This window comes from Paenibacillus sp. MCAF9, assembly GCF_052114265.1.
Lineage (GTDB): Bacteria > Bacillota > Bacilli > Paenibacillales > Paenibacillaceae > Pristimantibacillus.
The window spans coordinates 19,510-39,201 of record NZ_JBFREL010000032.1 but is presented as its reverse complement, the minus strand read 5'-3'; the positions used below and the strand labels follow the sequence as shown (position 1 = coordinate 39,201).

Annotated in this window: 18 protein-coding genes and 1 other annotated feature; all 18 genes read right to left on the bottom strand. The window is 45.2% G+C overall.

Annotated elements, in window-relative coordinates; all coding sequences use genetic code 11:
* Nucleotides 1–45: 45 nt before the first annotated feature.
* Nucleotides 46–1,236, bottom strand: coding sequence for an elongation factor Tu (tuf, locus tag AB4Z45_RS28160; RefSeq protein WP_076271433.1), 1,191 nt, complete (start codon nucleotides 1,234–1,236; stop codon nucleotides 46–48).
* A gap of 115 nt (nucleotides 1,237–1,351) precedes the next feature.
* A complete protein-coding gene (gene fusA, locus AB4Z45_RS28155) occupies nucleotides 1,352–3,427 on the bottom strand; it encodes an elongation factor G (RefSeq protein WP_339205292.1) in 2,076 nt (691 codons plus the stop codon).
* A 29-nt stretch (nucleotides 3,428–3,456) separates the two neighbouring features.
* Entirely contained in the window at nucleotides 3,457–3,927 is a 471-nt protein-coding gene (gene rpsG, locus AB4Z45_RS28150) for a 30S ribosomal protein S7 (RefSeq protein ID WP_028609662.1), read from the bottom strand.
* Nucleotides 3,928–3,993: 66 nt separating this feature from the next.
* Complete coding sequence (rpsL, locus tag AB4Z45_RS28145; RefSeq protein ID WP_054025332.1) at nucleotides 3,994–4,416, bottom strand: 30S ribosomal protein S12; 423 nt, start codon at nucleotides 4,414–4,416, stop codon at nucleotides 3,994–3,996.
* A gap of 258 nt (nucleotides 4,417–4,674) precedes the next feature.
* Nucleotides 4,675–4,905: a ribosomal L7Ae/L30e/S12e/Gadd45 family protein gene (locus AB4Z45_RS28140; RefSeq protein ID WP_441912732.1), complete on the bottom strand. Its 231-nt coding sequence runs from the start codon at nucleotides 4,903–4,905 to the stop codon at nucleotides 4,675–4,677.
* A gap of 246 nt (nucleotides 4,906–5,151) precedes the next feature.
* On the bottom strand, nucleotides 5,152–8,778 hold the full coding sequence (rpoC, locus tag AB4Z45_RS28135) for a DNA-directed RNA polymerase subunit beta' (RefSeq protein WP_076271436.1): 3,627 nt from the start codon (nucleotides 8,776–8,778) through the stop codon (nucleotides 5,152–5,154).
* Nucleotides 8,779–8,873: 95 nt separating this feature from the next.
* Nucleotides 8,874–12,422 carry a DNA-directed RNA polymerase subunit beta gene (gene rpoB, locus AB4Z45_RS28130; RefSeq protein WP_076271437.1) on the bottom strand — a complete coding sequence of 1,183 codons (3,549 nt, stop codon included), beginning with the start codon at nucleotides 12,420–12,422 and terminating at the stop codon, nucleotides 8,874–8,876.
* A 384-nt stretch (nucleotides 12,423–12,806) separates the two neighbouring features.
* Nucleotides 12,807–13,406 (bottom strand): class I SAM-dependent methyltransferase, encoded by a 600-nt coding sequence (locus AB4Z45_RS28125; protein ID WP_339205294.1) that lies wholly within the window; start codon nucleotides 13,404–13,406, stop codon nucleotides 12,807–12,809.
* A 226-nt stretch (nucleotides 13,407–13,632) separates the two neighbouring features.
* The gene (rplL, locus tag AB4Z45_RS28120) at nucleotides 13,633–13,992 is read right to left on the bottom strand and encodes a 50S ribosomal protein L7/L12 (RefSeq protein WP_076271439.1); all 360 of its coding nucleotides are present in this window, start codon (nucleotides 13,990–13,992) and stop codon (nucleotides 13,633–13,635) included.
* A 92-nt stretch (nucleotides 13,993–14,084) separates the two neighbouring features.
* A complete protein-coding gene (gene rplJ, locus AB4Z45_RS28115; protein WP_054025338.1) occupies nucleotides 14,085–14,588 on the bottom strand; it encodes a 50S ribosomal protein L10 in 504 nt (167 codons plus the stop codon).
* 57 nt (nucleotides 14,589–14,645) lie between these two features.
* Nucleotides 14,646–14,811: a sequence feature (ribosomal protein L10 leader region), on the bottom strand.
* Nucleotides 14,812–14,823: 12 nt separating this feature from the next.
* Complete coding sequence (gene rplA, locus AB4Z45_RS28110; RefSeq protein ID WP_076271440.1) at nucleotides 14,824–15,516, bottom strand: 50S ribosomal protein L1; 693 nt, start codon at nucleotides 15,514–15,516, stop codon at nucleotides 14,824–14,826.
* Nucleotides 15,517–15,617: 101 nt separating this feature from the next.
* On the bottom strand, nucleotides 15,618–16,043 hold the full coding sequence (gene rplK, locus AB4Z45_RS28105; protein ID WP_054025340.1) for a 50S ribosomal protein L11: 426 nt from the start codon (nucleotides 16,041–16,043) through the stop codon (nucleotides 15,618–15,620).
* A gap of 121 nt (nucleotides 16,044–16,164) precedes the next feature.
* Nucleotides 16,165–16,698, bottom strand: a complete 534-nt coding sequence (gene nusG / locus AB4Z45_RS28100; RefSeq protein ID WP_054025341.1) for a transcription termination/antitermination protein NusG — start codon at nucleotides 16,696–16,698, stop codon at nucleotides 16,165–16,167.
* Nucleotides 16,699–16,722: 24 nt separating this feature from the next.
* Entirely contained in the window at nucleotides 16,723–16,932 is a 210-nt protein-coding gene (gene secE, locus AB4Z45_RS28095; RefSeq protein ID WP_053373883.1) for a preprotein translocase subunit SecE, read from the bottom strand.
* Nucleotides 16,933–16,950: 18 nt separating this feature from the next.
* Nucleotides 16,951–17,100, bottom strand: a complete 150-nt coding sequence (rpmG, locus tag AB4Z45_RS28090) for a 50S ribosomal protein L33 (protein WP_015847242.1) — start codon at nucleotides 17,098–17,100, stop codon at nucleotides 16,951–16,953.
* Between the two features lie 314 nt (nucleotides 17,101–17,414).
* Nucleotides 17,415–18,065, bottom strand: coding sequence for an RNA polymerase sporulation sigma factor SigH (gene sigH / locus AB4Z45_RS28085; RefSeq protein ID WP_053373882.1), 651 nt, complete (start codon nucleotides 18,063–18,065; stop codon nucleotides 17,415–17,417).
* Between the two features lie 299 nt (nucleotides 18,066–18,364).
* A complete protein-coding gene (locus AB4Z45_RS28080) occupies nucleotides 18,365–18,889 on the bottom strand; it encodes an NYN domain-containing protein (RefSeq protein WP_339205296.1) in 525 nt (174 codons plus the stop codon).
* Between the two features lie 3 nt (nucleotides 18,890–18,892).
* Nucleotides 18,893–19,654 (bottom strand): 23S rRNA (guanosine(2251)-2'-O)-methyltransferase RlmB, encoded by a 762-nt coding sequence (gene rlmB / locus AB4Z45_RS28075; protein ID WP_076271442.1) that lies wholly within the window; start codon nucleotides 19,652–19,654, stop codon nucleotides 18,893–18,895.
* Between the last annotated feature and the right edge of the window lie 38 nt (nucleotides 19,655–19,692).

The following is a 19,692-nucleotide window of genomic DNA, read 5'->3' as shown; positions in this document are numbered from 1 at the left end:
CGAAGTGAGGGCTTTTGTTATTCATAGCGGCTAAGCCGCAATGAATTATTTTTGGATAGAAGCTACAGCGCCAGCGCCTACAGTACGGCCGCCTTCACGAATAGAGAAACGAGTTCCCTCTTCAACAGCGATTGGAGCGATAAGCTCAACCGTTACAGTGATGTTGTCGCCAGGCATAACCATTTCAGTACCTTCTGGCAAGTTGATGATACCCGTTACGTCAGTTGTACGGAAGTAGAACTGTGGACGGTAACCAGTGAAGAAAGGCTTGTGACGGCCACCCTCTTCTTTAGTTAGAACGTAGATTTGAGCAGTGAAGTTAGTGTGTGGTTTAACCGAACCCGGTTTAGCCAAAACTTGACCACGCTCGATGTTGCTGCGGTCTACACCACGAAGCAAAGCACCTACGTTGTCACCAGCTTGAGCGGAGTCAAGCAATTTACGGAACATTTCAACGCCTGTTACTACGGACTTACGGGATTCTTCAGCAAGACCGATAATTTCGATCTCGTCGCCAACTTTGATAACGCCACGCTCAACACGACCTGTAGCAACAGTACCACGGCCAGTGATTGTGAATACGTCCTCGACAGGCATAAGGAAAGGTTTAGCAGTATCGCGCTCAGGAGTAGGGATATAAGTATCCACTTGCTCGAAAAGCTCGATGATTTTTTCAGCCCAAGGACCATCTGGGTTAGCAAGTGCTTCACGAGCTGCACCACGGATGATTGGAGTGTCGTCGCCTGGGAACTCATACTCAGAAAGAAGGTCACGAACTTCCATTTCAACTAGCTCAAGAAGCTCTTCGTCTTCAACCATGTCGCATTTGTTCAAGAATACAACGATGTAAGGTACGCCTACTTGTTTCGAAAGCAAGATGTGCTCACGAGTTTGTGGCATAGGACCGTCAGTAGCGGAAACTACAAGAATAGCTCCGTCCATTTGAGCAGCACCAGTGATCATGTTTTTTACATAGTCGGCGTGACCTGGGCAGTCAACGTGTGCGTAGTGACGAGCAGGCGTCTCATACTCAACGTGAGCTGTCGAGATCGTGATACCACGCTCGCGCTCTTCTGGAGCTTTATCGATTTGGTCGAATGCGATTGCTGCACCGCCGTATTTTTTGGAAAGTACAGTTGTGATAGCTGCAGTCAAAGTCGTTTTACCGTGATCGACGTGACCGATAGTACCGATATTAACGTGCGGTTTGTTACGTTCAAATTTTGCCTTAGCCATTGAACTTGAGCCTCCTCAATTTAACATCATATTTTTTATGTGTGGCCGACATTTGGCTCGCAAGCAAACCAAAATGACGGCAAAAGCAATTTGTTGAGCGCTAGTCCAAAAACGATTACTCGCCTTTGTTTTTAGCAATAATCTCATCAGAGATTGATTTTGGAACTTCTTCATAATGAGAAAGCTCCATGGAGAATACGCCGCGTCCTTGTGTACCGGAACGTAGTGTAGTGGAATAACCAAACATCTCGGAGAGAGGTACCTTGGAGCGGATAATTTGTGCACCTGCACGAGTATCCATACCTTCGATACGACCACGACGGGAGTTAAGCATACCCATAACATCGCCCATGTACTCTTCTGGAACAGTAACTTCAACTTTCATGATTGGCTCAAGAAGAACTGGCTTACATTTTTCTTTGGCAGCTTTAAGCGCCATCGAACCTGCAATTTTAAACGCCATTTCCGAGGAGTCAACATCATGGTAAGATCCGTCAACAACAACAGCTTTAACATCAACGAGCGGGAAGCCGGCTACAACACCGTTCTTCATTGACTCTTCGATACCAGCTTGGATTGGAGCGATAAATTCACGAGGAATTGATCCACCAACTGTTTTGTTTTCGAATATGAAGCCTGTACCAGGCTCAAGTGGTGAAAACTCAACCCAACAATGACCGAATTGACCTTTACCACCGGACTGACGAACGAACTTACCTTCAACCTTCGCAGCTTGACGGAACGTTTCACGGTAAGCAACTTGTGGTTTACCAACGTTTGTCTCAACTTTGAATTCGCGGAACATACGGTCAACAAGGATCTCAAGGTGAAGCTCACCCATACCAGAGATAATTGTTTGGTTTGTTTCTTCATCCGTATGTGCACGGAAAGTAGGATCTTCTTCAGCAAGCTTGGAAATAGCGATACCTAGTTTGTCTTGGTCAGCTTTCGTTTTTGGTTCGATAGCAACCGAGATAACCGGCTCAGGGAAGTTCATCGATTCAAGAACGATGATGTGCTTCTCATCACAAAGTGTATCACCAGTAGTCGTATCTTTCAAACCTACAGCTGCAGCGATATCGCCGGAATAAACTTCCGTGATCTCTTGACGGCTGTTTGCGTGCATTTGAAGAATACGTCCAATACGTTCACGTTTGCCTTTTGTTGAGTTAAGGACATACGAACCGGATTTTAGTACTCCTGAATATACACGGAAGAAAGTAAGTCTACCAACATAAGGGTCAGTCATGATTTTGAATGCCAAAGCCGCGAAAGGCTCTGTGTCTGAAGATGGACGTTCTCCTTCTTCACCGTCTTCAAGAGTACCTTTGATAGCCGGTACATCAAGAGGTGAAGGTAGGTAATCCACAACAGCATCCAACATCGGCTGAACACCTTTGTTACGGTATGAGGAGCCAGCTACAACTGGGAAGATTTTAACTTCGCAAACACCTTTACGGAGTGCTGCTTTAATTTCTGGAATAGTGATTTCTTCACCTTCCAAATATTTCATCGTTAATTCTTCATCCAATTCTGCTACTTTCTCAATCAATTCCGTACGTAGTGCATCTACTTGCTCTACATACTCAGCTGGAACTTCAACTTTTTCAGGGTCTTTACCAGTATCGTCTTTGTAGATATAAGCTACACGTTCAACGATATCGATAATACCTTTAAAGTCGCTTTCCGCGCCGATTGGAATTTGAATTGCTACGGCATTGGCACCAAGACGCTCACGCATGTCTTTGATTACGTTTAGGTAATCTGCACCAATGATATCCATTTTGTTTACGTAAGCAATCCGAGGTACGTTGTAACGGTCAGCCTGACGCCATACGGTTTCAGACTGTGGCTCAACGCCTTCTTTTGCACTGAAAACCCCAACGGCCCCGTCCAATACGCGTAGGGAACGTTCAACTTCAACAGTGAAGTCAACGTGTCCCGGGGTGTCGATAATATTAATGCGGTGTCCATGCCATTGAGCAGTTGTCGCGGCAGACGTAATTGTAATACCGCGCTCTTGTTCTTGTTCCATCCAGTCCATCGTAGCTGCACCTTCGTGCACCTCTCCGATTTTGTGAGTACGGCCCGTGAAGAACAAGATCCGTTCAGTAGTTGTGGTTTTACCGGCATCAATATGCGCCATAATCCCGATGTTACGCGTATTTTTCAAGGAGAACTCTCTTGACATAAAATTGTCTCCTCTCGAATGTAAAAATTCTACCAGCGGTAGTGAGCAAACGCTTTGTTCGCTTCAGCCATTTTGTGAGTATCTTCGCGCTTTTTAACAGCTGCGCCAGTGTTATTGGAAGCATCTGTGATTTCAGCAGCTAAACGCTCTTCCATCGTTTTCTCACCGCGGTTACGTGAGTAGTTCACGAGCCAGCGGAGACCAAGTGCCGTACGGCGCTCTGGTTTAACTTCGATCGGCACTTGATAGTTTGCACCGCCGACACGGCGTGCTTTAACCTCAAGTACAGGCATAATATTTTTCAAAGCAGCTTCGAACACTTCCATCGGATCTTTACCCGTGCGTTCTTGAATCAGTTTGAAAGCATCATACAATAGTGTTTGTGCAACGCCTCTTTTACCGTCAAGCATAATGCGGTTGATTAGGCGCGTTACCAGTTTGCTATTATATAGCGGATCTGGAAGCACATCGCGTTTCGTTACAGGACCTTTGCGTGGCATGAGAAAGTCCCCCTTTCTTCTAATAGTTGCTATTTCTAGCATTTCAATAACCTGTTAAGGTTATGATTATGATTTTTTAACTTTCGGACGTTTCGTACCGTATTTCGAACGAGCTTGCATACGGTTGTTTACACCTGCAGTATCAAGTGCACCGCGAACGATGTGATAACGTACTCCTGCTAAGTCTTTTACTTTACCACCACGGATCAAAACAACGCTGTGCTCTTGCAAGTTGTGTCCGATACCTGGAATGTAAGCCGTAACTTCTAAGCGGTTCGTTAAACGAACACGAGCATATTTACGAAGTGCGGAGTTCGGTTTCCTTGGAGTCATTGTACCTACACGAGTGCACACACCGCGTTTTTGAGGAGCGCTGATGTTTGTAGCTTCACGTTTCAATGCATTGAAACCTTTTTGCAATGCCGGCGATTTCGATTTAACGACTTTCGCTTGGCGTCCTTTACGGACTAGCTGGTTAATAGTTGGCATGTTGCCACCCCCTTCCCTATATTCATGTCTTTTGAAAATATAAGCATTTATAAAGAAGTTGTTTATAAATCAACTTATATTCTTTTTCGCGTAAGCGGGCTCTTCCCACCAAAAGCCGGCAATAGCCGTTTACGCATGTATGGTAGACATTTTACCTAAAATTAAGCCCACAGATCCAGGCGGATCATAAAAGAACAAACAAAAGTTCTCGCCAGCTAATCATCGCTAAATAATCAACTAACAAAAACGGCTATTGTGTTATTCTTCTTCGGTTACGAGTGCTGCCATCGCGGCCCCGACATCGATGCCGCAGGTTTCCCCAAGCTCTACCATCGTGTCGATCCATTTCATTGGAACTCCCGCCCGCTCACATAGATGAACAATCTTCTCTTTCATCTGCGGATCTGCATCTCGTGCGACATAGACTTTAATGGCTCTTTGCTGCTCGAGCATCTTCGTCGTTTGCTTCGCGCCGACTTTGAATTGCATGATAATCACCTTCAATTCTTCCATTCAGCGAACACACAATTAGGCACACTTCGATATAGTATCACCTACTATGTGCTTGTGTCAAGAACCTTCTAGGATAATCACTTGTAAACTTTTTGTAAATGAATTTCATACTGTAAACATATAAAAGAGCGGTCATCTTCCGCTTCCAAGGAAACGGAAGATGTGACGCTCCTTCGATATTAGTTAGTATCCGGTTTTAAGAACATGATCTGTTCAAGCCGACTAGTCGACTGTTACAGCTTCTGTTTCTAGTTCGCCTTCAACTGCAGTAGTTGTTTCATCTTCAAGTCCAGCAAAACGAATGTTACGATAACGGGCCATTCCAGTACCTGCTGGAATCAACTTACCGATAATAACATTTTCCTTGAGTCCAAGCAACTGGTCAACTTTGCCTTTAATAGCGGCATCAGTCAATACACGAGTTGTTTCTTGGAAGGAAGCTGCTGACAAGAACGAATCTGTCTCAAGCGATGCCTTCGTAATACCGAGCAAAACTGGTTTTGCAACAGCTGGTTCGAGATCTGCGAAAATCGCAGTGCGGTTTTGAGCTTCATATTCATGAATATCAACGAACGCACCAGGAAGCAACGTTGTGCCGCCTGCATCTACAATACGAATTTTACGGAGCATTTGTTTAATCATGACCTCAACGTGCTTGTCATTGATTTCTACCCCTTGATTTCGGTAAACGCGCTGTACTTCTTGCAAAATGTAGTTTTGAACGCCACGGATACCTTTGATACGCAGCATATCTTTAGGGTCAATTGAACCGTCAGTCAGCTCATCGCCGGCTTCGATTTGTTGACCTTGCGTTACGCGGATACGCGAACCATAGGTAACAGCATACACTTTCGATTCCGCTTCACCTTGAACCTCGATTTCACGACGGTCCTTCGCTTCACGGATTTCTTTAACCACACCGTCAAGCTCAGAAATAATCGCTTGACCTTTCGGATTACGCGCCTCAAACAACTCTTGGATACGCGGCAAACCTTGTGTGATATCGTCTCCCGCAACGCCGCCCGTATGGAACGTACGCATTGTGAGCTGTGTTCCTGGCTCACCGATGGATTGAGCTGCGATAATACCTACTGCTTCCCCAATCTCAACGTGTTTACCAGTTGCAAGGTTACGTCCGTAACAGATCTTACATACGCCATGACGAGCACGGCAGCTTAGTACGGAACGAATTTGCAGTTTTTCAACGCCAGCGTCGATAATTGCATCCGCTTTGTTCGAGTCAATCAACTCACTGCGGTTAACAATAATCTCGCCTGTTTTTGGATTACGAACCGTTTCAAACGCATAGCGGCCTTCAATACGGTCATAAAGATCTTCAATAACCTCTTTACCGTCTTGAATTTTGCTTACAGAGAAGCCTTTATCGGTACCGCAATCTTCTTCACGTACAATTACGTCTTGTGCAACGTCAACAAGTCGACGAGTCAAGTAACCGGAATCGGCAGTACGAAGGGCAGTATCGGCAAGACCTTTCCGCGCTCCGTGAGTAGAAATAAAGTACTCGAGTACTGTAAGACCCTCGCGGAAGTTCGATTTAATTGGCAACTCGATGATACGACCGGATGGATTGGCCATCAAACCACGCATACCGCCAAGCTGTGTAATTTGAGATTTGTTACCCCGTGCTTTGGAGTCCACCATGAGCATGATGTTGTTGTAACGATCCATCGATTTCATAAGAACTTCGGTGATTTCGTCTTTACATTTACCCCAAATTGTAATGATCCGGTCATAGCGCTCCTCGTTTGTAATCAAACCACGACGGTATTGATTCATAACGGTAGCAACCTTCTCATCGGAGCGCTTCATGATTTCGTCTTTCTCTTTCGGAATGATAACGTCAGCGACGCCGATCGTAATACCAGCCTTAGTCGAGTAAGTGAAACCAAGCTGCTTAATGCGGTCAAGAAGCATCGCAGTAAGCGTAGTGTGGTATTGGCGGAAACATTCTGCAATAACTAATGCAAGATAGTCTTTACCTACCGCACCAGGCGTTTCGATTGCATCCAAGAATTTAGGAAGATCTGCGCCTTTTTCGTAAACGAAATATTTATCTGGTGTACCGTGCAATAGGTTCGTTTTCGTTGCTTCGTTGATATAAGGGAAATCTTCAGGGAAAATTTCGTTGAAGATGACTTTACCAACTGTCGTAACGAGTAACGAGTTTTGCTGCTGCTCGGTGAAGTTAACTTTTTTAAGCACACGAACCGGAATGAAAATTCTGGCGTGCAAGGAAACAATACCACGTTGGTAAGCAGAGATCGCTTCGTTAATGGTACCAAATACGGAACCACTGCCTTTAGCCTCTTTGTTATCCATCGTCAAGTAGAAGCTTCCTAGTACCATATCCTGTGAAGGAGTAACGACCGGTTTGCCGTCTTTCGGGTTAAGGATATTGCCTGATGCAAGCATTAGCAAACGCGCTTCCGCTTGTGCTTCAGCAGACAACGGGACGTGAACGGCCATTTGGTCACCGTCGAAGTCAGCGTTGTAAGCTGTACATACGAGCGGGTGAAGCTTAATTGCGCGACCTTCAACCAAGATAGGCTCAAATGCTTGAATACCTAGTCTGTGAAGTGTCGGGGCACGGTTAAGCAATACTGGGTGCTCCTTGATTACTTCCTCAAGAACATCCCATACCTCAGGGCTTACGCGTTCAACCTTGCGCTTCGCACTCTTAATGTTGTGTGCTAGGCCTTTATTAACAAGCTCTTTCATAACGAAAGGCTTGAACAATTCTAGTGCCATTTCCTTAGGAAGACCGCACTGGAACATTTTGAGGTTTGGACCTACTACGATAACCGAACGACCAGAGTAGTCAACCCGTTTACCGAGCAAGTTCTGACGGAAACGTCCTTGCTTACCTTTCAGCATATGGCTGAGGGATTTAAGCGGACGGTTACCCGGACCTGTAACAGGGCGACCGCGACGACCGTTATCGATCAATGCGTCAACCGCTTCTTGCAGCATCCGTTTTTCATTTTGCACGATAATATCAGGAGCGCCCAGATCAAGCAAACGCTTCAGACGGTTGTTACGGTTAATAACACGACGATACAAATCATTGAGGTCAGAAGTCGCAAAACGACCGCCATCAAGCTGTACCATCGGACGAAGCTCAGGAGGGATGACAGGAAGCACGTCTAGAATCATCCATTCCGGTTCGTTGCCGGAATTGCGGAATGCTTCTACCACTTCAAGACGTTTGATCGCACGATTGCGTCGTTGTCCTTGAGCAGTACGCAGTTCTTCTTTCAATTGCTCCAATTCTTTGTCAACGTCGATATCTTGCAAAAGTTTTTTAACAGCTTCGGCACCCATACCAGCATGGAATCCATACCCGTATTTCTCACGATAGCTGCGATATTCTTTCTCCGATAGAAGTTGTTTCTTCTCAAGTGGGGTATCACCTGGATCCGTTACGACATAGGATGCAAAATAAATGATCTCCTCAAGCGAACGAGGCGACATATCAAGTGCAAGGCCCATACGGCTTGGAATCCCTTTGAAGTACCAAATATGAGAAACTGGAGCTGCTAGCTCGATGTGACCCATACGTTCGCGGCGAACTTTAGCGCGAGTTACTTCAACGCCACAGCGATCACAAACGACACCTTTATAGCGTACACGTTTGTATTTACCGCAATGACATTCCCAGTCTTTTGTAGGTCCAAAAATTTTCTCGCAGAAGAGTCCTTCCTTCTCCGGTTTTAAGGTCCTATAGTTGATCGTCTCCGGTTTTTTAACTTCTCCGCGGGACCACGAGCGAATTTTATCCGGCGAAGCCAGACCTATCTTCATATACTCGAAGTTGTTCACGTCCAACAAGGAGCAACCCTCCTCCGTCATGTATGACAATGTCTATCTAATCAGCTAGATTCCGTCATAGGCGCGTGACCATTTGACGGAATCTAGCAACTAGTTTATTCAGCAGCGCCGACTTCGGCACCTTCTATATTGAGGTTAAGCTTATCGCCTGTTGCCTCGTCTTCATCATCCATTTCCTTCATTTCGATCTCTTCTTCATTCTCGGATAGAATTTTAACGTCCATACCCAAACTTTGAAGCTCTTTGATCAAAACTTTGAACGATTCCGGAACACCTGGCTCTGGTACGTTTTCGCCTTTAACGATGGATTCGTACGTTTTAACACGACCAACCACGTCATCGGATTTAACAGTCAATATTTCTTGAAGCGTGTACGCAGCGCCATATGCCTCAAGCGCCCATACCTCCATTTCCCCGAAACGTTGTCCACCGAACTGTGCTTTACCACCGAGCGGCTGTTGTGTAACGAGTGAGTAAGGACCAGTGGAACGGGCATGGATTTTATCGTCGACCATGTGCGCCAGTTTGATCATGTACATGACCCCAACCGTAACTTCACGTTCGAAATTCTCGCCTGTCCGTCCGTCATACAGTACGGTTTTACCGTTACGCTGCATGCCTGCTTCTTCCATCGTATCGAAAACGTCATTCTCGCGCGCGCCGTCAAATACTGGCGTAGCAGCGTGGATGCCGAGATGCTTACAAGCCATACCCAAGTGAACTTCAAGCGCCTGACCGATGTTCATCCGCGACGGTACGCCGAGCGGGTTAAGAACAACTTCTACAGGTGTGCCATCCGGTAGGAAAGGCATATCTTCTTCAGGCATGATACGAGCGATTACCCCTTTGTTACCATGACGTCCAGCCATTTTGTCGCCTTCGGAAATTTTCCGTTTTTGAGCAATATAAGCACGAACAAGCTGGTTAACGCCTGGTGGCAATTCGTCGCCATTCTCCCGCGTAAATACTTTAACGTCAACAACGATACCGTCTGTACCATGCGGCACGCGTAGCGATGTATCACGTACTTCACGAGCCTTCTCACCAAAGATAGCGTGCAGCAATCTTTCTTCCGCAGTCAGTTCAGTTACACCCTTAGGCGTTACTTTACCAACTAGGATATCGCCAGCGCCGATTTCAGCTCCGACACGAATGATTCCGCGCTCATCCAGGTTGCGAAGAGCTTCTTCACCGACATTCGGAATGTCGCGTGTAATTTCTTCAGGTCCAAGCTTCGTATCACGAGCCTCAGACTCGTATTCCTCGATGTGAATGGATGTATAAACATCCTCTTTCACTAGCTTTTCACTTAACAGGATCGCATCCTCATAGTTGTAGCCTTCCCACGTCATGAATGCAACAACGACGTTGCGTCCAAGAGCCAATTCGCCTTTTTCAGTGGAAGGACCATCCGCAAGGATATCACCTTTTTTAATAACGTCGCCTTTACGTACAAGCGGGCGTTGATTGATGCACGTTCCTTGGTTAGAGCGCATAAACTTGTGTAGTTTATGTTTTACCAAGTCACCAGTAACCGGCTTGCCATCGATTTGCTCGACGCGACGAAGCCAGATTTCATTAGCGGAAGAACGTTCGATTATACCGTCATGCTTCGCTACGATACAAACGCCTGAGTCTTTCGCTGCCTTGTGCTCCATACCTGTACCAACAAGTGGTGATCTAGGGATAAGAAGCGGTACCGCTTGACGTTGCATGTTGGATCCCATGAGGGCACGGTTGGAGTCATCGTTTTCCAAGAAAGGAATTAACGCTGTCGCAACAGATACTACCTGTTTAGGCGATACATCCATGTAATCAACGCGATCACTAGGCATAGTCAAAATGTTGTCGGCTTGTTTATTGTAACGAACGATCGTATTCTCTTCTGCAAACTTGTCGTCTGGAGTCAGCTTCGCATTCGCTTGCGCGATTACGTAGTTATCTTCCTCGTCAGCAGTCAGGTAAGCGATTTGTTCTGTAACAATTCCAGTCTTCGGATCTACCCAACGATATGGTGCTTCAATGAATCCATATTCGTTAATACGAGCGAAGGAAGACAAGGAGTTGATCAAACCGATATTCGGTCCCTCTGGCGTCTCGATCGGACACATCCGCCCATAGTGGGAGTGATGGACGTCACGAACTTCAAAGCCCGCGCGTTCCCGAGTCAAACCACCGGGTCCAAGTGCTGACAAACGACGCTTATGCGTCAATTCAGCAAGCGGATTCGTTTGGTCCATAAACTGGGACAGCTGCGAGGAGCCGAAGAACTCTTTTATAGATGCAATAACCGGACGAATGTTAATTAGCGCTTGCGGCGTAATTGCATTCGCGTCTTGAATGGACATTCTCTCACGCACAACGCGCTCCATACGAGACAGACCGATACGGAATTGGTTTTGAAGCAGCTCGCCAACAGAACGCAGACGACGGTTACCCAGATGATCGATATCATCCGTGCTGCCTACGCCATGAAGCAAGTTGATAAAGTAGTTAATGGAAGAAATGATGTCCGCAGGCGTGATATGCTTGACGGATTTGTCAATAATGCCATTCGCAATAACTTTAATTACTTTGCTTTCGTCATATGGTGAGAATACGCTGATCGTTTGTAGTGGAATACTATCAGCATCAAGAACGCCATTAGCTACATGATACGTTTTGAAACCAACATCCTTCTCAAGCTTCTCGAGAATTTCATCAAGCAAGCGGCGGTCAATCATTTGTCCGGACTCAGCAATAATTTCGCCAGTCGCAGGATCAATTAGATTTTCCGCAAGACGTTGATTAAACAAACGGTTCTTGATGTGAAGTTTTTTGTTTATTTTGTAACGGCCTACATTGGCCAAGTCATAACGTTTTGGATCAAAGAAACGAGCAACTAGCAAGCTCTTCGCATTATCCAAAGTCGGAGGCTCGCCTGGACGAAGACGCTCATAAATTTCAATAAGCGCTTTTTCAGTAGAATCCGTGTTATCTTTGTCTAGCGTGTTGCGAATGTACTCATCATGGCCTAGCAGTTCAAGAATCTCAGCGTCAGTACCGAATCCAAGCGAACGCAAAAGTACCGTTACCGGTATTTTCCGGGTCCGGTCAATACGAACGTAGATGATATCTTTAGCATCCGTTTCAAGCTCTAGCCAAGCGCCACGGTTAGGAATAACAGTAGCTGTGTAGTTTTTCTTCCCGTTCTTATCGACCTTCGTGCTGAAGTACACACTCGGGGATCGAACCAATTGGCTGACTATGACACGTTCGGCTCCGTTAATAATAAACGTGCCCGTCTCTGTCATAAGCGGGAAATCACCCATGAAAACTTCTTGTTCCTTTACTTCGCCAGTTTCCTTATTGAAAAGTCGCACCTTAACGCGTAAAGGAGCTGCATACGTCACATCGCGCTCTTTTGATTCATCGACCGAATATTTCGGTTCGCCCAAGCTATAGTCGATAAACTCAAGCGATAGATTGCCCGTAAAGTCCGAAATCGGAGAAATATCTTGGAACAACTCAATTAGGTCGCTGTCCAAAAACTTCTCATACGATTTTTGTTGGATTTCAATCAGGTTCGGGACTTCCAGCACCTCGTTGATCCTGGCGTAGCTTCTGCGCGCGCGCCGACCATACTGAACAAGTTGTCCTGCCAACTTAACCTCACCCCTCATGTCTGTATCACAGCATCGATAATCACTGCGTCACTATAGACGAACCAGCCGCCTATATAGTCAAATAAAGAAAAGCCCTTATCGAATGGTTCGAAAAAAGAGCATGTTCCGGCAGTTAACTAATCACAGCGCGGCCGTGACAGTCTCATATCAAATAATTTTGCCCAAAACGTAAACATTATACGTCAAATGTGTAAAACTTATGCATTCCGCGCTTTAAATTTACACTTGACATTTTAGTTAACTAAAGAGATCGAGCCCAATTTAATGCTGACATTTTATAATCTTACCATATCGCAAATGTCAAGTCAATAAATATTATTCAGTTTTCAAACATATTTTCAAAACATATTTTTCTCTAATTTTCTAAGCTTTTACAGCTCGGAAAATACGGTAGCCTTTATCCTTCGTTACTTCCTCTACATCTGCAAATAATGACTCTAATTTAGCTTTCGCCGAAGGTGCCCCTTGCTTCTTCTGTATGACAACCCACATGCTGCCGCCTTGTTCGAGCAATTCATAACCTTCTTCAAAAATCCGATGAACGACTGACTTCCCAGCCCTGATCGGCGGATTAGTAACGATGACATCGAACTTCATTTGCTTAACTGCTTCAAATAGATCACTTTGCAAAACGGTAACATTAGATATTTGGTTAAGCTTTGCGTTCTCACGCGAAAGCTCTACCGCTCTTTCATTTATATCAATCATCGTTACTTGCCCATGCTCAGCGAGTTTTGCTGATGTTAATCCAATAGGACCATAACCACAGCCAACATCAAGAATGTTTGCATTTGCATTCAGCTCCAAAGCATCGATCAACACCTGACTCCCGTAATCAACTCCTGATTTCGAGAATACGCCGGCATCCGTCATAAACTTCAAAGAAAAGCCTCGGAGTATTGCTTCATGAACTTGACGATTATGCTTAACATCTGGGCTCTGTGAGTAATAGTGATTCGACATTATTCATCACTCCCCGCTATTCCATATTGCATCGAGTATATTGATATTGCCTTGCTTCAGCGAAAAAATACTCGATTCTCGTTGAAGGATAAGAATGTACAAGCCAAAACTTGCACATTCTTATCCTTCAACATACAACGAACCCCTTGAAACCTGACGTTTCAAGGGGCTCGCCGGCCGATTCATCATTCAATCGCATGATCAGCTTATTTTATTGAAAGAAATACTACTTAACTTCTACGGAAGCGCCAGCTTCAGTAAGCTTAGCTGCAACAGCTTCTGCTTCTTCTTTAGCAACTTTCTCTTTAACTGCTTTAGGAGCGCTATCAACCAAGTCTTTCGCTTCTTTCAGGCCAAGACCTGTGATTTCGCGAACCACTTTGATTACGTTGATTTTTGAAGCGCCAGCGCCGTTAAGGATAACGTCAAATTCAGTTTGCTCAGCTTCTACAGCTGCGCCAGCACCTGCTGCTGCTACTGGAGCTGCTGCAGTTACGCCGAATTCTTCTTCAATTGCTTTAACAAGATCGTTCAGTTCAAGAACGTTCATAACTTTAATCGCTTCTAAGATTTGTTCTTTAGACATGATTATACCTCCGGGAATATGGTTTATTTTTTTTGGTTTATCCTACAGCCGACTTGCGTCGGTTCATTACTATAAGGGACTCTTGAAAAAAATTAAGCTTGTGCTTCTTGTTTCTCGCCGACTGCTTTAACTGCAAGCGCGAAGTTGCGCACTGGAGCTTGCAATACGCTGAGGAGCATAGAGAGCAAACCGTCGCGGGACGGAAGTTCCGCAAGAGCTTTAATTTCTTCTTGAGATACGACTTTACCTTCAACAACGCCGCCTTTAAGTTTCAAAGCATCGTTTTTCTTAGCGAAATCGTTCAAAATTTTAGCTGGAGCAACAGCGTCTTCTTTACCGAATGCAATTGCTGTAGGACCTGTAAGAATGTTGTTCAATTCTACATAATCCGTACCTTCAGTTGCGCGACGAACGAGCGAGTTTTTAAGAACTTGGAATTCAATTCCTGCTTCACGAAGTTGTTTCCGAAGTTCAGTTACTTGAGCAACGTTCAATCCACGATAGTCAGCTACTACTGTGCTAGAGCTATTAGCAATTTTTGCCGCGATTACGGCAACTGCCTCTTGTTTCTCTTGGATGATATTTGCGTTAGCCAAACTGTACACCTCCCGTAATAGTATACATTCCGTTAATTACGACGGGCTTTCCACGCCTCGATGCATGAGAAAGGCCTTCGCAGACACTGCGAAGGCCATGATGTCGTTATCGCGCATCAACCCTAAAGGATCGAATGTTGCTTACAAACGTTTTATCATAACACCTCGGTAGGAAATTAAGCCTTAAGGCACCTACTGTCTACGGTATGCGTATTCGAATTTAGTTCCGTTCTTCTTAGCGGTAAGCCGCTGTAGAAACACGAGCGCCAGGGCCCATTGTTGAAGAAACGGCAATGTTTTTCAGGTAAACACCTTTTGACGCAGCCGGTTTAGCACGATTAAGTGCATCGATCAATGATTTGAGGTTCTCGTTGAGTTTCTCAGCATCGAAAGATACTTTACCGATTGGCGCATGGATTTGACCTGCTTTATCAAGACGGTATTCAATCTTACCGGCTTTGATTTCTTGAACGGCTTTAGCAACGTCAAACGTTACTGTACCAGCTTTAGGGTTCGGCATCAAGCCTTTACCACCAAGGATACGTCCAAGTTTACCAACTTCAGCCATCATGTCCGGCGTTGCTACGCAAACGTCGAATTCAAACCAGCCTTGTTGGATTTTGTTGATCATGTCTGCATCGCCGACAAAATCAGCACCCGCAGCTTCCGCTTCTTTCACTTTTTCGCCTTTTGCGAAAACGAGAACGCGTTTTGTTTTACCAGTGCCGTGTGGTAGTACAACTACGCCACGAACAGCTTGGTCTTGTTTACGTGGGTCTACACCCAAACGAACTGCTACTTCAACGGACTCGTCGAATTTAGCTGTTGCAGCCTTCTTAACAAGCTCAATCGCTTCTAGAGGCTCGTAAGTTGCTTCGCTATCAAATAGCTTAGCAGCTTCTACATACTTTTTACCTTGTTTAGCCATTGTAATTTCCTCCTCATGTGGTTGTAGCGGAAAATCCTCCTAGGGATGATCCTCCCACTCGCGAAAGCCGAAGCTAACGCAAAGCAAGCTACCTCGCGGTATTAGTCAACAATAGTTACGCCCATGCTGCGAGCAGTACCTTCAACCATACGCATTGCTGATTCTACAGACGCTGCGTTAAGATCCGGCATTTTTTGCTCAGCGATTTCGCGAACTTTGTCACGTTTTACAGTAGCGACCTTTTTCTTGTTCGGTTCGCCTGAACCTTTTTCGATACCAGCTGCGACGCGAAGCAATACTGCTGCCGGCGGCGTTTTTGTTTCGAAAGTGAAAGAACGGTCTTCAAATACTGTAATAACAACCGGAATAATCAAGCCTGCTTGATCTGCGGTACGAGCATTAAACTCTTTACAAAACGCCATGATGTTAACGCCTGCTTGACCAAGTGCTGGACCGATCGGCGGCGCTGGGTTTGCTTTACCTGCAGGAACTTGCAATTTGACCATCTTGATGACCTTTTTTGCCATGCCTGACACACCTCCTAACCCTTTATTCCATGCGTAAATAGCATCCGCCTCCGCAAGGGGGCATTGCTATTTCGCGTCCAAACCTCCACTAGTTTAACCCAGTGGGTTCGGAAACCAGATATTATATCTTTTCCACTTGAGTGTAATCCAGCTCTAGCGGGGTCTCCCTGCCAAACATGTTTACATGAACCTTCAACTTCGCTTTGTCCAGCAAAATTTCTTCTACTGTACCAACAAAATCTGCGAAAGGACCCACTTTGACGCGAACCGTTTCTTTCAAATCGAACTCGATTTTCGGTTTTGGTTCTTCCATGCCCATGTGTTTGAGTATTTGCTCAACCTCATCTGGCAATAGAGGAATCGGTTTTGAACCGGAACCTGTTGATCCTACGAATCCAGTTACACCTGGTGTATTTCGAACAACGTACCATGAATCGTCGGTTTGAACCATTTCCACAAGAACATATCCGGGGTAGACCTTACGTTGGACAGTCTTCTTCTTACCATCCTTCTCTACCACTTCTTCTTCCATAGGAACAAGCACACGGAAAATCTTATCTTCCATGCCCATTGATTCAACACGGCGTTCCAAATTGGCTTTCACCTTGTTCTCATAACCTGAGTAGGTATGCACGACGTACCATCTTTTTTCCATCACAAATCCACCTTTGGACCCTTCTTAAACAATGAGTTCAACCAGAGACGAGATCCCGATGTCAAGAAGCCAGAAGTAAATAGTCACAAGCGTAATCGTGAGCAAAACCACGATCGAATAGCTTGTCAACTCTTTACGGCTTGGCCAGCGAACCTTCTTAAGTTCCGCCCAGCTGTCGGCAAAAAAACTAAACGTTGTACCAAAGCTTTGCTTTAGTTTAGCCAAAAATGCCACGTTCACACCTCCAATTGACTATCTCGTCTCGCGATGAGGAGTCTGCTCGTTACAGAACTTGCAAAACTTCTTCAACTCGATGCGGTCGGGGTGATTGCGTTTGTTCTTGCTGCTCGCATAGTTTCTCTGTTTGCAGTTTGTGCATGCCAACGTGATAATTACCCGCATTGAATTACACCTCCCGAACTGCTACAAAATACGAATCATGAAGCTCTATATGAAAGTTCATTGATTCCAACGCCAAAACGAAATAAAACCTCGATTTTAGGCCTACCTAAACACTTTATCATACAGCAATTTTGATGTCAATGTAAAAGATAAGTGTTAAGCCTGTGAATGATTGGAAACAAAAGCGCCATCGGTCTCGTATCTACCATTATAGTCTACTTTTGTCCATTTAAAACTAAAAGGACCGTATATTCCACCTAGACACCGCCAGATGGAAGACAGTCCTCGTAAAAATGATTTACGTATAAATGCGGCTAGCCGCTAATGTCTCTGACTTCCAAGTATCGTTCGAGCTTGCGTTTCACCCTTTGAAGAGCGTTGTCAATAGATTTCACATGTCTATCCAAATCAACAGCAATTTCCTGATAGGACCTTCCATCCAAATAAAGCATAAGCACCTTGCGTTCAAGGTCGCTTAATATTTCGGACATCTTATCTTCAAGGCCAATGAATTCTTCTTGATTAATAATTAATTCTTCTGGATCAGATACTCGCGTACCACAAATGACATCCAGCAGTGTGCGATCCGAATCTTCATCATAAATGGGCTTATCTAGCGAAACGTAGGAATTTAGCGGAATGTGTTTCTGACGCGTGGCTGTTTTGATTGCGGTAATAATTTGCCTGGTTATACACAATTCAGCAAAGGCTTTGAAGCTTGCTAGCTTGTCCCCTTTAAAATCTCGAATTGCCTTATAAAGACCAATCATACCCTCCTGCACGATATCTTCACGATCCGCACCGATAAGAAAATACGAGCGCGCTTTGGCTCTCACAAAATTCTTATACTTGTTTATCAAATATTCCAACGCTATGCTATCACCATTGCGGACCGCTTCGACGATATCCTCGTCCGTACTGCTGTCATACTCGAGCGTACTCCATTCTTTGAGGTCGATACTCACGAACTATCCCTCCGGCCTGCAAGGCGTACACCGCTAGATTCTTATTCACGCAAACCTATCTGATTGAACTCAAAGTCTGAGCTCAAGCAGCGTTTCACGTCGAAAGATAAGAATGTATACTGAACAAAATCAACACGTTCTTATCGCTAATAATAGAGTCAGTATACATTATGTAACCTTACACCGTCAACCAATCTGAGCCCCGACAACCACAGATATACTGGGAATTTTGTAACTTAGTGGAACGACCCGAGTAAATCATTCTATATCTATTTGAAGATTATCGCTTTTCCAATCTTTTATTTCTCTCCGCGCCGAAGCTTCTCCAGCTGGCTTCGAACCTCTAAACTAATTCTGCCGTCTACTGAATTCCGTTTTCCCGGCTGTTCCTCACGGAGTGTCTGCTCGATATTTTTGCGATTCTGGCCTATATCAATAAGCAATTCCCGTGCCGATACACGAAGCGCACCTTTGCCGAATGCCACATGCTGCTCGACCAAATCCGAAGTGGCTACATATATATTTCTACGTCTGAGGAACAGCTCCGAGCATAAACGCTCGATGCATTCATCAGCTGTTTCCTTCTCTTTTGTGTACACGATAGTCAGCCTGTGGTGCCTGTAAGTAGCGCCTAATCCAGGCACCTGATGCGCATCAAACACGACATACACTTTCATTCCTGTAAAACCTTGATAATCCGCCATTAAATCGAGCAATTTATCCCGCGCTTCTTCCAGATCATGTTCCTTCAGCTTCTCGAGTACCGGCCAAGCGCCAATTATGTTATAACCGTCGACTAATAAAATATCGTCGCGCCGGTTCATAACCTAAATGCTCCGGCGCTGCCGAACGACCTCATACATAAGAACACCAGCTGCAACGGAAGCATTTAGCGAGTTCAACTGACCAAGCATAGGAAGTTTAACGAGAAAATCACATTTCTCCTTAATAAGTCTTCCCATGCCTTTACTCTCGTTGCCTATAACGACAACCAGCGGCATGTCGAATTTCATTTTATAAACATCCTGCTTTGCACTTACATCAGTTCCCGCTACCCATACGCCCGCTTCCTTCAGCCTATCGATCGTTTGCGCCAAGTTAGTAACGCGTGCAACCGGCACATGCTCAGCAGCACCCGCAGATGTTTTAAGCACCGTAGCCGTCAACCCTGCTGCACGACGTTTTGGAATGATAACGCCATGCACGCCTGTACATTCCGCTGTCCGCAATATAGAGCCCAAATTATGAGGATCTTCGATTTCATCCAATAGCAAAATAAATGGAACCTCATCCCGTTGTTTTGCTCGTTCCAGAATGTCCTCAACATCCACATAAGCGAATGCCGCTGCTTGTGCGACAACTCCCTGATGTGTAACTCCAGGGGCTAAGCTGTCGAGTTTCCGCTTGTCGACAAACTGTACGATGATACCGGATTTCTTCGCTTCCGCTACAATGGGCTGCGTCAACGTTTTTTGAGCACCGTCAGCAATCCATATTTTATTAATTTCTCGTCCGGAACGCAGTGCTTCGAGCACAGGATGTTTACCGGCTATCATTTCATCTTGATCTTGAATCGTTTCTTCTGTCATCGGTAACCCTCCTTTATTTTTTCATTTACAAAATAGCT

Coding starts and splice junctions, on each gene's coding strand:
- nusG (WP_054025341.1), bottom strand. CDS start 16,698: ATGGAAAAAAGATGGTACGTCGTGCATACCTACTCAGGTTATGAGAAC.
- rplL (WP_076271439.1), bottom strand. CDS start 13,992: ATGTCTAAAGAACAAATCTTAGAAGCGATTAAAGTTATGAACGTTCTT.
- tuf (WP_076271433.1), bottom strand. CDS start 1,236: ATGGCTAAGGCAAAATTTGAACGTAACAAACCGCACGTTAATATCGGT.
- AB4Z45_RS28125 (WP_339205294.1), bottom strand. CDS start 13,406: ATGTCGAATCACTATTACTCACAGAGCCCAGATGTTAAGCATAATCGT.
- rpsG (WP_028609662.1), bottom strand. CDS start 3,927: ATGCCACGCAAAGGTCCTGTAACGAAACGCGATGTGCTTCCAGATCCG.
- rlmB (WP_076271442.1), bottom strand. CDS start 19,654: ATGACAGAAGAAACGATTCAAGATCAAGATGAAATGATAGCCGGTAAA.
- AB4Z45_RS28080 (WP_339205296.1), bottom strand. CDS start 18,889: ATGAACCGGCGCGACGATATTTTATTAGTCGACGGTTATAACATAATT.
- rplK (WP_054025340.1), bottom strand. CDS start 16,043: ATGGCAAAAAAGGTCATCAAGATGGTCAAATTGCAAGTTCCTGCAGGT.
- AB4Z45_RS28140 (WP_441912732.1), bottom strand. CDS start 4,905: ATGCAATTCAAAGTCGGCGCGAAGCAAACGACGAAGATGCTCGAGCAG.
- rplA (WP_076271440.1), bottom strand. CDS start 15,516: ATGGCTAAACAAGGTAAAAAGTATGTAGAAGCTGCTAAGCTATTTGAT.
- rpmG (WP_015847242.1), bottom strand. CDS start 17,100: ATGCGGGTAATTATCACGTTGGCATGCACAAACTGCAAACAGAGAAAC.
- fusA (WP_339205292.1), bottom strand. CDS start 3,427: ATGTCAAGAGAGTTCTCCTTGAAAAATACGCGTAACATCGGGATTATG.
- rpsL (WP_054025332.1), bottom strand. CDS start 4,416: ATGCCAACTATTAACCAGCTAGTCCGTAAAGGACGCCAAGCGAAAGTC.